This window comes from Pedobacter sp. GW456-11-11-14-TSB4 (assembly GCF_059424425.1).
The window spans coordinates 699,208-715,297 of sequence record NZ_JBWKZK010000001.1; the positions used below are offsets into that span (position 1 = coordinate 699,208).

Below are 16,090 nucleotides of genomic sequence, written 5' to 3' on the forward strand. Positions count from 1 at the left end.
GAGATAATTACTACCTTAATAAGCTCACAATTATAGCTCCCAAAGATGCTACAGCAGTGCCCAATCCAATCCAACTTTGAGCTGTCATCTTTTCTCTAACTGCCTTTTTCGGTACCATAATTTCTGCACCTGGTTTAATCTTTGGGTAATTGTTAAAGAATAAAAATTTCCCTGCCGATTCCACAGAACCATTAGCATATTTCACATAAGCATTACTTTTCAAGGCAGAACTGGTAAAACCACCCGCGCCATCGATGTATTGCCTAAAACTTTTACCACTTAAGTACACAATGCTATTAGGGTTTAAAATTTCTCCAGTCACTTTTACGGTTTGCAGTTGTCTAGGGATACGAATTACATCCCCCTCCTCTACGATCAGATCATATTTCGATTTTGGTTTTTTTAGAATGGTTACCAAATCAATTCCTACAATATCCGATTCGATCAACTGCTGCTCTACGGCAGTTGCTCCCGTTTCTTGAACACGGTTCAGATTAGCAATCTTTTTACTTTCTTCATCTTGGTTATTGATTGCATTTTTATCATTAGGATTAACCCTTTCTGCACCTGGGCGTTTTAAAGAAGCACCCTCTGTATAAGCAGATGAAGTTAAACCACCGGCTCTAGCGATAATTTCAGAAATTTTTTCATCTTTACGCATAATGGTATAGGTACCTGGATTAACAACCTCTCCTTGTATGGTAATCTGTTTTTGAACCTCATATCCTTCTGCGATGCGCACCGTTATAATATCAAACGGCTGTAAGGCAAAACTGCTATCGCTTAACAATTGTAAATTTGGATCCACTCCAATAGTGAAAACCTGAGCAGTAATGGCGGAAGAGGATCTGGCATCAGAATTTTTTACCCTTCTGGCGATATCAATATTGGTTGGTTTGGCACCTTCTCTAAAACCTCCAGCCAACTGAATAATAGCTTCCAAGGTCATGTTATCCGCATACTCAAAAGTACCAGGAGCCCTAACTGCACCTTGTACACTCACTTTATATTCATCACGCAAATCAAATAAGGAATTGATGGTGATTTTATCTTCTCTACGTAAAACAATATCCTGTTCAGCCCCTGCCAAAATTTTGGCTACATCAAATGAAATGAGTGATGCAGTGTTGTCTGAATTTAATCTGTTGATATAACCACGGTTTAAAAATGCGTCTTCGGTAATGCCGTCTGCTTTCTGAATTAATGTTTTTAAGGTTAAACCACTTTCCAATTCATATTGCCCTGGTCTGAATACCGCTCCAATAATTTCAACACGATTGGTATAACGATCCAAGATTTGCTCTACTATAAATTTATCCCCATTGGCTGGCACAAAGCTCGCAAATTCTGCCGCATCAATATCTGTTATTCGTCTTTCTTTGGCTGTTTTCTGAAAAGCTTTGATTTTTGAAGTATAGGCCTCACTGGTAAATCCTCCGGCAAAACCGATCAATGTACTTAAGGTTTCTCCCGAAACGATTTCAAACAAAGCAGCCTGTTTTACTTCTCCATCAATCTCTACTCGTTTTTCAAAAACAGGAATATTGATCACGTCCTGATCTTGTAAACGAATATCTCCCTGTTGGATCCCTTTCAGTAAAAAATTATATACATCAATAGTTCTGATCACCTTATTGTTCCTTATCAATTGGATGTTACGGAAGGTACCATTGGTATTTGGCCCACCAGCATAGTTTAAAGCATTGTAAATAGAAGAAAGTGAAGAAATTGTAAAGGTACCAGTCCTTACAGCCTGCCCTGTAATGGTTACCTTTATGCTCCTGATATTCCCCAAGTTGATCGATAGATTTGTTCTGCCTGATCTTAGGGCAGGATAAGTGCCCTGCATTGCAGTTCTAATTTTGCTAGTAGCGTTTTCAATGGTTAACCCACCAACCGAAATTCTGCCAACATAGGGCAAGGTAATTACACCTTCTGCATTTACACCAAGATTGTAATTTGCTTCATTGTCTCCATTTAAATCAATTAACAATTTATCATCAGGTCCTATAACATATCCTTTAGGAGTAGCAATCCTTAAATTGGGCTCGAAAGTGATGTTGCCATTCCGAAACAATTCTGATCCAAAAATTTTAGGTGCCACTTCTTGATCAGTTTCTTGTTTCTCATTTGTAACAGATCCTCCATCAGTAGTTTCGCTCATTTCTCGTCCAGTTGCACCATTTGCGCCTTTTGTATCTACTTGTGTTGAAGTTGTACCTGAACTACGTAGTTTGGTTACTCGTGCTCTTAATTTTTGGATTTCTTCGGCTTTCATCCCCCTAGCTCCTGCCATTTGCTCCAATTGCGCTTCGCTATAACCAATAGATTCTGCCTGTTTGATCATTTGTAAAATTTGCGCATCAGATAACTGATCTACTTTAACATCAGCATAATTGCTTTGCGCTAAAACTGGTATCGTAAGGGTTATCGCAGATAAAAAAATGAGAACTATTAAGGGAATTTTGTTTTTCATAAGTTATTTTCATTCAAAAGCGAACCATTTAGGCTCGTTGCTCTTCTTAAAAATTGTTCAATGATGCTAAAAAAAACAGCTATTTACAATTCTTGTAGATGAACAGTATGCAAAAGTAGATAAAACATTGAAATTCTGACTACTGAATTTCGGGTATTTTATTATTCGAAATAATTTAAAGTATTAAACCCTCCATTTTTCAAATGTTCATCTTTTTTCATCAATTTCAAGTCGGCCATCATCATATCTTGTACCAAGCCAGGCAAATTATATTTAGGCTCCCAACCTAACTGAGTTTTGGATTTTGTGGGATCTCCCAGCAATAAATCAACCTCAGTTGGTCTAAAATATTTTGGATCAACTTTAACCACTGTAGTTCCTAAAAATAATTTAGCTTCATCTAATCCTAACCTCTTAACAACCTCAACATCGAAACCAATAATTACGCCTTTCTCATTTTCGTCTTTTCCAGAAAACTCAATTTCAATTCCTAATTCGGCAAAGCTCATTTTTACAAAATCACGTACAGTAGTAGTGACCCCTGTAGCAATCACAAAATCTTCTGGCTTTTCTTGTTGTAAGATTAGCCACATGGCTTCAATATAATCTTTAGCATGACCCCAGTCTCTTTGGGCAGATAGGTTACCTAAATATAAACAATTTTGCAACCCTAAAGCGATTTTACAGGCTGCACGGGTAATTTTACGTGTAACAAAGGTTTCACCTCTTAGCGGACTTTCATGATTGAACAATATTCCGTTGCACGCAAACATACCATATGCTTCACGGTAGTTTACTGTAATCCAATAGCCGTAAATTTTAGCTACGGCATAAGGTGAACGCGGATAAAAAGGAGTGGTTTCACTTTGTGGCACCGCCTGAACTAAACCATATAATTCTGAGGTAGAAGCTTGATAGACTTTTGTTTTTTTGATTAACCCCAATATGCGTACTGCTTCTAATAAACGTAATGTACCAATGCCATCAGCATTTGCCGTATATTCTGGCATCTCAAAACTCACCTGCACATGGCTCATCGCCGCTAAATTATAGATTTCGTCTGGCTGGGTTTCTTGGATAATACGAATTAAATTGGTTGAATCGGTTAGATCGCCATAATGTAATTTGAAACGAACATTATTTTCATGTTGATCTTGATATAAATGATCAATTCTATCAGTATTGAATAGAGAACTTCGTCTTTTGATGCCATGAACAAAATACCCTTTTTTTAACAAAAACTCTGCTAAATAAGCTCCATCTTGCCCGGTAACTCCGGTTATTAAGGCGACTTTCATGAATTAACTATTTTTCTTAAGCTGGCAAAGGTAAGTAATAAATTTTGCCTTTATGAGATTAAAATTACATCTAGTGTTTTTTTAATTCCTTTGACCATTTAGGTATGCATTACTATAATCAGTAGACCTGAATATAAATAACTTCTGTTTTAACGTCAGCCATACTAAAATGAACATTTTATTGCGATGGCTAAACCATTGGGCTTGAATTTAGTTAGGCTAAATAATTAAATTAACTACCAAGCATTATGACTCTTAATAAAGCACATAATACATTTTTGCCCCAGAAGCTGAGAAATTAGAATTTTCTAGAATAGCAGCAGCAGAAAAGATAAGCCATAGCTCAAGTATAGATGAAGCATAGATCAAGTAGGGATGAAGTATAGTTAATGTATAGTTGAGCAAAAACATTTTAAGAGATAACCAATCCAAAATATAAAAAAGCGCATCCAAACTATTACAGCTGAATGCGCTTCAATTAATGAATAATTAAAAACATTAAATCAATTGATTATTTAATAATTCTTAAGAGATACTCACCGTAACCACTTTTAACTAGAGGGGTTGCAATTGCCTTCAATTGCTCTGCATTAATGAAACCCATCCGATAAGCTATTTCCTCAATACAGCCTATTTTTAAGCCTTGTCGTTCTTCAATAATTTGTACAAATTGGCCAGCTTGCATTAAAGAAGTAAAAGTACCTGTATCTAACCAAGCGGTTCCTCTACTCAAAACACCAACTTTTAATTTGCCTTGCTCTAAATAAACTTTATTTACATCCGTAATTTCATATTCACCACGTAGTGATGGTTTAATGTTTTTAGCAATTTCTACAACAGAATTATCGTAAAAATATAAACCTGGAACAGCATAATCTGACTTAGGCTTTATTGGCTTTTCTTCTATAGATATTGCTTTTTTATTTTCGTCGAATTCTACTACGCCGTATCTTTCGGGATCCGAAACTTGATAGGCAAAAACCACTCCTCCATCAGGATCTGAACTAGCCTGTAATAATTTGGCCATACCATCACCATGAAAAATATTATCCCCCAACACTAAGGCCACCTTATCATCTCCAATAAAATCTGCTCCAATTACAAAAGCCTGGGCTAAACCATTAGGTTCATGCTGAACTGCGTAACTAAACTTACATCCAATTTGACTTCCGTCGCCTAATAATTTTTCGAAATTAGGTAAATCATGAGGTGTTGAAATGATGAGTACTTCTTTAATACCAGCCAACATTAAAGTTGATAACGGATAGTAAATCATCGGTTTATCGTAAACCGGCATCATTTGTTTACTGCATGCTAATGTTAAAGGATGTAAACGGGTTCCGCTTCCACCTGCTAAAATGATACCTTTCATAACTTAAATATTGTATTTCTTTTGATTAAATAATTAATTACCTGATTAATTTTATCAGCGATCCATCTTAAACCCTAACTCAACACCTTCTTAACTCAACTTAACCCTTCACACTTTCTTCTAACTCTGCATACCATTCTGCGCCATACTTTCTAATTAATGGATCTTTTAAGAACTGGTAAACTGGCACTTTCAATTCTCTACCAAAGGTACATGCATCGCTACAGATATGCCATCTGTCATAATTCAAAACATCAAATTCTGGATATTGGGTTATTCTAATTGGATAAAGATGACAAGATATGGGTTTCTTCCAATCTACCAAGCCTTGTTCGTAGGCTTTCTCAATAGCGCATTTTGTAATACCACCTTCGAAAGTAACATAGGCACATTCTTTATTCCCATCAACACAAGGTGTAGTAAGGTCGCCATCTAAGTCTATTACCGAGGTGCCTTGTTCTTCAATAGCTACAATTCCTTTTGGGGCAAGCAGATGTTTTATTTTTGGATAAATTTCTGCTAAAATAGCAGTCTCTGCATGATCTAAAGGCGCACCAGCATCTCCCTCAATACAACAAATCCCTTTACACTTATTAAGGTTGCAAACAAAGCTTTCGCTTATCAAATCTTCATGCACCAAAGTGCCTTGTACTTCTATCATTTTTAATATTGTTGGTGGTAAAGTTGTCAGGTTGAATGATCAACTTCACCAACACGACTTACAACTTTACCTATTTTCCTATCGGATATTTTAGGCCTTCAGCAGATTTAATTTCTAAAGTTACCGAACCTACTAAAATCTCTACCTCAGCTTTTACAGGCACCCGATTACCATCATCGGTGATCCAAAGATACAGTTTACTGTCCTTTTTAAAAATACGCCCAGGTTTAATAGACGGACTAAACTTTAAACATCTAATTGTTCCAAGCTTGGTCTTAATGGTTTCCTTTCCTACATAGGCAATCTCTAATTGAGAGATTTCATCCCCTAAAAAATAATTTAACTTAAATTCGTCGCCAATTTTAAGTTTAGCAATATCTAAGCTTCTTGAAAAATAATAGGCAGAAACCAAATCAAAGGTTTGTGTAGTTGGCGCTGTGAAGGTGCCTTTGTTAGCTACAACTTTTTTATTATCTTGATAAAATCTAGCCTTATCTGTTCTTCTGTAACTTGCCTCTCTGATGTTTTCTTGGTAGAAATAAGGTAATAGATCTGTTTTATCTATATACGAATCATAATGATCTCTAATTTTATAGAATACATCGAAAGTACCAGAGGTTTGTGCATCTACTGTTAATCTATAAGTCGGCTTATTATCAAACTTTAAATCACTAGCCAGTACTTTTATAGTAGCTTCTGCTGCTGTGATAAAACCATATTTGAGTTTATACTGCAAAACCTCTCCTTCTTGAAAAGCTGCATCTTTTTTAAGGGGAAGTTCTTGCGCAAATATCCATAGATTACTTAAGGCAAGTATGAATAAAAGGATTATCTTTTTCATTTGTATGTGGTTCTTTTTGTGTGTCCTGCTATTTTTCAACAGTGCAAAATAACAATATCATTGTGCAAACAAAAAGTAATCCAAAATTGTTAGTCCTTCCTTTTAAAGATAGGAACAGTAGAGCAAGGCTCTCCGTACATGATGCTTTTAGCAACTGGAGTAAGCAATGCAGTAATCTCTACATAAGCAGATACAGGCACCTCTAAATCTGCACAACCTTTAACTACTACCCTTTCACCAGCAAACGATTGGATGTCAATTTTAGCAAGTGCCTTGGTATACAAAACGGTCTCTAAAGTATCTAAATCACCAAATACCACTTCGTTTGCAAATGGTTTCATCCTATTTGCCAAAAGCATATAGGCCCATGTAGGTACAATGGCATCAGCGCTACAAGTTATAGCGATGTTTTTACCAGCATATTGCTCAAAATTGTGCTCTTTAATGAAGGCTCTAAAATCTTGCTCCTTTAAAATCAGTCCATGAAATAAATTGTCTTTAATATCATACACCAATCGCTCTCCTTCATGAAAATAATCTTCCAAATTTAAGGTGACCAACCCACTACTAGCTACTTTATTAACAATGTTTTCTTGAATATCCATTTTACGCAAAACAAAATAAATCCTGAGCATTCAGAACTAACACAAAATTACACAAAATATTCTTTGGAGAATCAGTCACTCAGGTTTATAAGAATTATTATCCCATCTTTTTACGATGAAAAAACAAATAAGAAACTCATCTGTGTCATCCCTACGCAGGTGGGAGTACTAATGCAATAGTTGTATTACTCAATTAATCTACAAGGCATTAAGATTGCCAGAAGATTTATCCCGAATTTACTTCGGGAGCTGGCAATGACGAAGTTGCAAAAAAAAGCCTGTGAATTATTATCCACAGGCTTTTCATTATCTTTTGATTTGATTAATAGAATCTTACTCTATTATCTTTGATGTCGCTTTTCTCTTGCAATGCTTGGAAAGCTGCACCTAATGAACGTTGTGTAACACCCAATATCATGGTTTCTTTTTGTTTGTAGGTATTTCCTATTGGAGCTGGATTTGTAAATCCATCAACAGAAATAACATAAACACCTTTATCGCCTTCAATTGGTTTAGATAGCTTACCAACTTGAGAACCAAATACAGCACCAACAACTTTATTCTCTTGTGCTAAACCTGGAATAATTGGATTTGCAAACACCAAGTTTTGAACTGGAGCTACTGCTTTACCAACTTTTTGCGCTACAGCTTGTATGTTTGAAGATCCACTTAAAGCTTTTTCTAATTTCTCTTTTAACATTTTTGCTTTAACAGCATTCATTACCATTGGTTGAATTTGTTTTTTAACATCTTCTAACTCCAATTGACCTTTTGGCTGCACTTCAGTAACATGAGCAACAACAAATGCATTATCCATCGTGTAAACTGTAGATAGCACATCACCTTTATCAGCTGAATAAGCATCTTTAATTAATGGACGAGGATTATCTAAACCAGGAGCAAAGCCTTGAGTTGGTGTAATTTTATCGGCTACGCCTACATTATAACCATTCTTTTGTGCTAAAGCAGCAAAATTGTCGCCTTTTACTTCATTTAAAAATGCAGAAGCTTTTTTGTAAGCTGCATCTCTAGTTTTTGTACTTGGCAATAAGTTTTTCTCTATGTAAGCTAATTTAGCCACTTTAGAAGAACCAATTTGTTTTTCAATCTTTAAAATATGGATACCAAATTGAGATTTAACAACTTTAATATCACCAGTGCTACCATCAAATGCAGCATTCTCAAACTCTGGTACCATAGCACCACGAGCAAAAGTACCTACATCACCACCAGCATCTTTAGATCCATCCACACTATAAGTTTTAGCTAAAACAGCCATACTTCCGCCGCCCTGCAATACTTTCTTTAACGAATCTGCTAGTTTCATTGCATTTGCCTCGCCACCAATTTTACTTGGGTCTAAAAGGATATGGCTAGCTTTAACAGAGTCTGGCGAAAATTTATTTGCGATAACCTTAATTAGTTTATAAGAATTATCTGAAAAAACCGGACCGTAGAAACTTCCAGCTGGATAGTTGAAAATTACAGAATCTACTGCTGGAGCTAATTTGCCTTTTGAGATATAAGTATAAGGAACCTTTACATCTGAGTTATTCGCTGCAAATAACGAGTCGTTAGGAGTAGTTTTAAAATCTGCGGCTAATTTTTCAATTTGACCTTTAACTGCAGCGCTATCTGTTGCTGTAGGTTTAATGCTGAAACTTACATATTCAAAACTTCTAGTTTCTGTAGGGTTTTCGAAACGTTTTTTATTTGCTTCGTAATATTCTTTATAGTCGGCGTCAGTAAGTTTAACGTCTTTATCTAATATCGAGCTGTAATCCAAATTCACATACTTAAAGTTTGCCAATTTATTACGATTGATGTATTCATCATTCGCTTCAACAGAAGTTACGTAAACCGAGTTACGAATCAAGTTTGCATATTTTTGTTGTAAAGCTTGTTTTTCGATCTCAGCCTGCAACATATCCCATTGCTTTTTCAAGTTAGGATCTTTTGATTGAGATTTTAATGAAGTTAAAACCGCAGCTCTATCTACCTCGCCAGTTTGTTGGTTACCAAAGTATTGTACAATTAGCGGACTAGGATTTTTACCTTGCAATAAATCGAAAAGCTCTACATCAGAAATTGTTAAGCCTAAGCGGTTGTATTCTTTACCTAAAAGGATAGCACCAACTTCTGCCTGCCATGCATTATCCATTGCCATAGCTTGCATTTGTGCATTTACATTGCCACCATACTGTTGCTTAAATTGTGCTAAACTTTGCTCAACCTTTGGATTAAATTCTGAGTACTCAATATCTTCTCCATCTACCGAACCAACCTTACTTTGTGAAGAACCATACATTGCAGTACCTTGTGTAAGCAAAGGCTCTAAAACAAATAATGCCAATACCACAGCGATACCTCCTACTAGAAAATATCCCATCTTGGTACGCATGAACGTCATTACTCCCATATTATTTCTTATTTTTTATTTTTTTTAAGAGGGCGCAAGATACAAATTTGCAATTAATATGGAAACATTAAATTGAATTTGATATCCCCTATGAAAATTAGATAGATAGCTTGCTAAAAAATGTTCAATTATTGTGTTAAATCGCCTTTTATTGAGGTTGTACCAGCTGCATCAATAATCTCATAAGTACTAAAATCTTGGGGCGCAAAAAACTCTGTTCCCGTTATTACGTCGCCATCTTTAGTGGTAACTGTGCCATAAGGAGAATAATACATCCTTTTATTTTCATCCCAAGTTAACTCTTCGGTAGTAAATGTAATGTTATCACTTACAACGATTACATTTTTCCTGAAAATGGTGATTTTTTCAGTTTGCTTTTGAATGGCATAATTAGAGGTAATTGTACCTGTTTTTTTTAAGAACTTATCGAAAAATTCTATTTTAACTCCCTTTGGCATTTCATTATAGATAGCACCTACAGATGGTGTAACTTTATCTAAAATAGGTGCAAAACCTTTTGCCTTTACATAGGCCGAGTCACTGTAAATTACATCTACATCAATAGATCTATCTTTACTAAGCGTGATTTTTTTTGAAGAAATGGTGTCGGTATTTTTTAAATCATCATCATTGCAAGATGCTAAAGTTAAGACAGATAGCACCAAGCATGATAAAAATGTAGCTTTTATACCCAAAATTTTCATTAATCGAACTTAAACCTGCGGAACCAAGTACCATCATTTAACGTAAAGGCTAAATGTATATTAACAAATTTTTCTTGCAACAAACCATTACTTACTGTACCTCTTTTACCCAACTCTGCAGTTATATTCATTTTATATACCGATGATCTTGGAGACATAGAATAAAGTGGTAAACCTAACCCGAAAGTGATTGCAGTTTGTTTAATATCTTGATTATTAACTTGGATATATGTTTTATCGTGAGAGAAACCTAAACGGTAATCTACTCTTTTAAAATAACCGTTTATAGCAGTAATGTCTGGTGTAAATTGACCACCAACAGAAACGCCATACGTATCTTGTAAACCTTGGTTTACATTATCAATGGTTAAATTAGACCATTTACCCATTCTATAATCGGCACCTACTAACCATTTGTTATCTTTTTGAATGGTAAAACCGAAATTATGTACTAAAGGTAATTTCAAATTTGTAGGCCTGTTTTCTACGATAGATAAAGTATCAAAAGCAGATTGCTCTTCGCCATTAGCAATATTATACTGAGTAACTACGTTGCTTTTCTCTGAGTTGATTTTTGAATTTGCCGAACCAGAATAACCAAAAACCAATGATGTTTTGTTATTTAAACGGATATCATATTGCGCCCCGTAAGAAAAATTAACCCCGCCAACGCTATTTTTAGATTGTAACCTTGAGTTGATTGAACCTGGATCGTTCACATATTCAGTAGATCTGCTTTCTGATAAATTACCAAAAAGATACTCAACATTAGCTCCAACTCTAAAATGATCGCCAAACTGTACACCATAACCGATATAAGCTTTATTTAAACCACCTTCTCCAGTATATTTGTAATCAACTGTTTTAGTATTAGCAGAATTAGTTCCTACCTGAACTGTATTCTTAAAATCGTAACCCAATTGAGAATAAGGTAAAATACCAAAACTTAAAGCAGATTTACGGGTTAGAGGAAATGCCATCGCAACGTGACTTAAGCTTGCATTAAAGCTGTTTTCACTTAAAGAACTATTGCTCAATTCGGTTACTACACCCGTTAAACCAATGTCTAATGTAGTGGCACTAATAGCTGCATAACTAGCTGGGTTTTGAATATTGATGTTATTAAAGTATCCAGGTCTGTAAACAGCAGTAGAGATACCGCCCATTGCTCTAAACTGTGGCAATAACGACCCTTTGATGTTTCCAACTCCAAACTTAGAGTACGGAGATTGAGTGGTAACTTGAGCGTTTGTAAGCATGCTTGCGCATAATAAGCAAACTGCAAACGTATATTTCAATTTATTGTACATGCGATAATGTAATGACTTCATTTAATCCTTTTAAAACCAAATATGGTTCGTGTATAATTTGGGGGGCAAAGATGCTGTTTTTTAATTGTTTGTTCAAAAAATCTGCATCGCCACCGGTGATTATTATTTTTAGGGCCGAATTTTTATTGTTTTCTGCCGCAATAAAACCTTCAACTTCATTTACAACACCTTGCAAAACACCATTTATAATGGCATTTTCTGTATTGTTGCCTTTGGGTATTTCATCGTTTAATTTATCCCAAGTTATTAATGGCAATCTGCCTGTATAATGGTTTAAAGCTTTAAACCGCATTTGGATACCTAAACTAATGCTTCCTCCAGCGTACACCTTTTCGGCAGTTAAAACATCATAGGTAATACACGTACCTGCATCAATTAATAAACAATTGGAACCAGCAAACAAGCATTTAGCTGCAATTACTTTTGCCCACCTATCTAAGCCTAACGTTGATAACGATTGATAATTGTTGGTTATCCCAGCCTTAATTTGGGTGCTAAACGGGATATAGTTAACCTTTTGTGCTAAAAAATCGCCCAAATATTTGCTATCCTTATTTACACTCGAAAACGTAGCATTTTTAATATCGTATTTTTCAATTATCGATGTTACCTTCTCGATATCCAGCTCGGTAATTCGCTCATAATGAACCATTTCTTTGTTATTAAAAACGGCCAATTTATGATTTGTATTTCCTATATCAATTACCAGATTATACATTTAACGCTAAAAAAGTTTAACTGAAAAATCCATCAAACTTTATGGCACAAAGCTATTAATCTTTAGCAAGTTTCAAGGTATCAAATTGTTAAAAAAGGTTAAACAAACAAAAAGTACTGAATACTTAATACCAATACAGCGAAAAGTGATTCGTAAAACCAACGCTTTTTGGCATTAGAAAAATAGTAAGCTAGAAGAACAGCACCGGGTGGTACACTTAAAATAAAATGATAAACTCTAAAATCTGGCTTGGTGTAAAAACTAATTAAAGCAACAATGAACATAAAAAATAGCATTTGAAATGCCTTTCTTGTGCTTATAAAACTTCTAAAAAAGTTTTCTCGCAGCTGTAGTGTGGCTAAGCCAATAATAACACTTACCGGGATAAGCACTAAATAATCATTGTAATTAATTTTAAGATTAGATGGGAATTTGTTGGCCAACGGACGCCATATTTTATAGAATTGAGAAATATTATCATTCCAATAGTAAAACACAGCGATAATAAAAAAGATAGTTAAAAACCCAATTAAACCAGAAAGCCATTCTCGCCAATTGAATGAGCGATAAAGCAACAAGCTTAACCACAACATTATTAAAAATACAATGTAGGGGAAGTAAATTAAGGTGCCAAGGGCGATAATCATTCCTACATCAAACATCATCATCATGGCATTTGGCGATTTACCTATTTTCAAAAACTTATCCATAATCCATATCAGTAAAAAATTACAGATGAGTGGTGGACTTAAAATTAGAAATTGGGTAAATAAACTTGCGCCAGTAATATAAAGTAAAGCGGGTAAAAAGCTCGGCTTTGCCATTAATCCATGGTTATTGATAATGCGATTAAAGATAATGGCTTGTATAAAAGTTAAAACCGCTGCCAATAATAAATTTACTGTTACTGAAAACGAATTTTCTAAAGGAATTTGAATAAGTAGTTTGGCATATGGCTCTAAAAACTCAAAATTAAGTTGATCTGGTAAATTGATGAAAATAGCTATACGCATGAATATGGTATATGCTGCCAATACAATAAGGTTTACCGGATTTAAATTTCTAAAAAGATTAATCATGCCTGCTATTGGCAACAAAGTAAAGAAATTTTGAGCAATAATTTTTTGAATAAGGCTGGATCATTTTTTTCTTGAACCACCAAAGGCACCTAGTATACCAAAGGCAAAGCTTACAACATGAGATATTTCTCAAGTATCTTGGATGGTAAAAAGCAAAAGTGGCTTTTATTAATCCAACTAAGAAACCTAGGGGCACAAAAAAAATTACCTCGCATATTTTTTAACCATCCCATCAATAATCATGGCGGTTTCATCAGGAAAATTAAATTGATGCTCTTGCGGATTGGCAACAAACTCTTTTAAAATAGGTAACCAGTTTTTGTTACTAGCCCAAATAACTGGCAACCCTAACAGCTTTAAGGCATAGGCATTACATTGTTGCTCATATTGGAAACGCATTGGCGCTACCAATAATTTTTTTCCTAAAAATAAAGCTTCTGCAGGGCCTTCAAAACCACCACCAGTAAACAAACCCTCGCAACTGGCTAAACTCTTGTTAAACTTTTCATTATGTATAGGCGCTACAAAAACATTTGCATCTTGATAGCTAGTTTGGGTATGTTTAGAGAAAACTTCCCATCTAATGTGAGGGATTTGTTTTAATATTTTAACCAGATATTTGTCGTCTACTGCTGGCAAATAAACGGTATAATGACCCAAATTACTAACCACCAGATTTCTTATCTCGCTTCTAATTACTGGTGTGTAAATAAAGTCATCATAACGCTCAAAATGAAAACCAATGTGATGGGTTGTAGGCGCATATTTACTTAAAATTAGCTTACCCCAATCAATAGTACGTGGACGAGGAACTTTTTTAGATTTAAAAGCAGCTTGGTGACTTAAAGAAACACTTTCTAAGCCCTGTAATTTGCAGGCCCAAGCTGTAACAGGCTCAAAATCATTGATAATCAGGTTATAATCTTTCAATGGAATGGACTTCATATCTTTATTAAAACGAGGCAAATTCATGTTGCTCCAAGTTTTGTAATGATGTACGCCACCCTTTTTCCCAAATACAAAACTAAAACCATGCAATTGGTACTTAATTTCTTGAGTTAATTTTACATCTGCCTGCGTACCCGAAATCAGGATATCTAATTCTCCATATTTTTGTAACAGCGGAACTATTTCTCTCGCTCTGCTCACATGGCCATTTCCTGTACCCTGAATTGCATATAGTATTTTCATCCGGTCCTAATATCTATATTTTTAAGCAGTTTTATAGCATAAATAGAAATGAAGCTAGCATAATGATAAAGATTTTAGCCTACTTCTAATTTAATTTTTTGCAATAAAATATTGATATCCAATTTGCTGTGCAAATCTTCGCTGTCAGATAATAAACCTGATTCTATTTCTTCTTCTTGGTAATCGCTTGGTTTAAATTTAACGATTTGCCAATGCTCATTATCATATTCTAAAGCAGTTAAACTCTCTACCCAATCGCCACTATTTAGATAAATCACCTGCCCATCAGTAGTTGAAACTGTTCTTATTTCTGGCTGATGAATATGCCCACAAACCACAAAATGATAACCTTTTTCTATTGCTAATTCTGCCGCAGTGTGCTCAAATTGATTAATAAATTTTACAGCATCCTTAAATTTAGCTTTTATTTTTTGAGAAAAACTCATTTTTTGTCTCCCAAACAAAGCCAAACACCAATTTACCATACTGTTAATTAAAATAAGGCTGTCATAACCAACTGCACCCATTTTAGCTAACCATTTAGAATGCTGCATGGTTACATCAAAAATATCACCGTGAAAAAACCATGCTTTTTTACCATTTAGTTCTAAAACAAGTTTGTTTTGCAGATGAAAAGTTCCTAAATGCATGTCGGCAAATTTGCGTAACATCTCGTCGTGATTTCCAGTTAGGTAATAAACTTGCACACCTTCTGCCACAAACTTCATTATTTTGCGCAGAATTTTCATGTGACTTTCGGGCCAATATCTTTTACTAAATTGCCAAATATCAATAATATCGCCGTTTAAAATGATGGTTTTGGGTTTTATACTTTTTAAGTATTTAAGCAATTCTTTGGCGTGGCAACCATATGTGCCCAAGTGAACATCAGAAATAACTACAATTTCTACTTCTCTTTTTGCCATACTTAATCTTCCTCTTCGCCTACAGTTAACTCGTACGGACTAAAAAAGAAAGCGATAATAACGATTAAACAAATTCCGATACCTAATTCTACCATTTGGTTAAATTTATAGGTCAAAATTACAATTAACAGATTAATAAGATGTTAAGTTGATGTTATTAAAAGAAAATTAGCAATAGATACAGAGGACGTTATTTTAAAGTGCATGAGCGAAAATCTTAAGTTTGTAGATTTTAATTGAAGCGCAAAGACAGTGGTTAATGGAAACTGTAATCCGGCTTTTCGCTAAATCCTCGATGAAAAATCGAGGGATACCGCTTCAATCCGGGCTATTAAACAATTGAAGTACTGCTATTTTAGGCGCCAAACAACCCTAAATAGTTGCAAAAACTGCTGTAAATTAAACCTGATAGTAGTGAACATGTAGTACCGACCTTTAGGTTGGGACGAAATAAAACGAATAGCAGGAC

General features: G+C 34.9%; 13 protein-coding genes. All 13 read right to left on the reverse strand.

Annotated elements, in window-relative coordinates; genetic code table 11:
* Positions 1-10: 10 nt before the first annotated feature.
* Entirely contained in the window at positions 11-2,476 is a 2,466-nt protein-coding gene (locus AC07XU_RS03185) for an SLBB domain-containing protein (RefSeq protein WP_494942172.1), read from the reverse strand.
* Between the two features lie 161 nt (positions 2,477-2,637).
* Entirely contained in the window at positions 2,638-3,774 is a 1,137-nt protein-coding gene (gmd, locus tag AC07XU_RS03190) for a GDP-mannose 4,6-dehydratase (RefSeq protein WP_494942173.1), read from the reverse strand.
* A gap of 511 nt (positions 3,775-4,285) precedes the next feature.
* The gene (gene rfbA / locus AC07XU_RS03195) at positions 4,286-5,146 is read right to left on the reverse strand and encodes a glucose-1-phosphate thymidylyltransferase RfbA (RefSeq protein WP_494942174.1); all 861 of its coding nucleotides are present in this window, start codon (positions 5,144-5,146) and stop codon (positions 4,286-4,288) included.
* Positions 5,147-5,246: 100 nt separating this feature from the next.
* Entirely contained in the window at positions 5,247-5,807 is a 561-nt protein-coding gene (locus tag AC07XU_RS03200) for a DUF3109 family protein (protein ID WP_494942175.1), read from the reverse strand.
* Positions 5,808-5,877: 70 nt separating this feature from the next.
* Complete coding sequence (locus AC07XU_RS03205) at positions 5,878-6,648, reverse strand: DUF3108 domain-containing protein (protein ID WP_494942176.1); 771 nt, start codon at positions 6,646-6,648, stop codon at positions 5,878-5,880.
* Between the two features lie 89 nt (positions 6,649-6,737).
* Complete coding sequence (locus AC07XU_RS03210) at positions 6,738-7,253, reverse strand: DUF2480 family protein (RefSeq protein WP_494942177.1); 516 nt, start codon at positions 7,251-7,253, stop codon at positions 6,738-6,740.
* Between the two features lie 322 nt (positions 7,254-7,575).
* Positions 7,576-9,672, reverse strand: coding sequence for a peptidylprolyl isomerase (locus tag AC07XU_RS03215; protein WP_494942178.1), 2,097 nt, complete (start codon positions 9,670-9,672; stop codon positions 7,576-7,578).
* Positions 9,673-9,800: 128 nt separating this feature from the next.
* Positions 9,801-10,376, reverse strand: coding sequence for a hypothetical protein (locus tag AC07XU_RS03220; protein WP_494942179.1), 576 nt, complete (start codon positions 10,374-10,376; stop codon positions 9,801-9,803).
* Positions 10,376-11,707 (reverse strand): BamG family beta-barrel-assembly machinery protein, encoded by a 1,332-nt coding sequence (gene bamG / locus AC07XU_RS03225; RefSeq protein WP_494942180.1) that lies wholly within the window; start codon positions 11,705-11,707, stop codon positions 10,376-10,378. The genes AC07XU_RS03220 and bamG overlap by 1 nt, the downstream gene beginning before the upstream one ends.
* Positions 11,676-12,425, reverse strand: a complete 750-nt coding sequence (locus tag AC07XU_RS03230; protein WP_494942181.1) for a type III pantothenate kinase — start codon at positions 12,423-12,425, stop codon at positions 11,676-11,678. Before AC07XU_RS03230 ends, bamG begins: the two co-directional genes overlap by 32 nt.
* A gap of 98 nt (positions 12,426-12,523) precedes the next feature.
* Entirely contained in the window at positions 12,524-13,504 is a 981-nt protein-coding gene (locus AC07XU_RS03235) for a DUF6427 family protein (protein WP_494942182.1), read from the reverse strand.
* 204 nt (positions 13,505-13,708) lie between these two features.
* Positions 13,709-14,695 (reverse strand): glycosyltransferase family protein, encoded by a 987-nt coding sequence (locus AC07XU_RS03240; protein ID WP_494942183.1) that lies wholly within the window; start codon positions 14,693-14,695, stop codon positions 13,709-13,711.
* 74 nt (positions 14,696-14,769) lie between these two features.
* A complete protein-coding gene (locus AC07XU_RS03245) occupies positions 14,770-15,621 on the reverse strand; it encodes a UDP-2,3-diacylglucosamine diphosphatase (RefSeq protein ID WP_494942184.1) in 852 nt (283 codons plus the stop codon).
* Positions 15,622-16,090 lie beyond the last annotated feature (469 nt).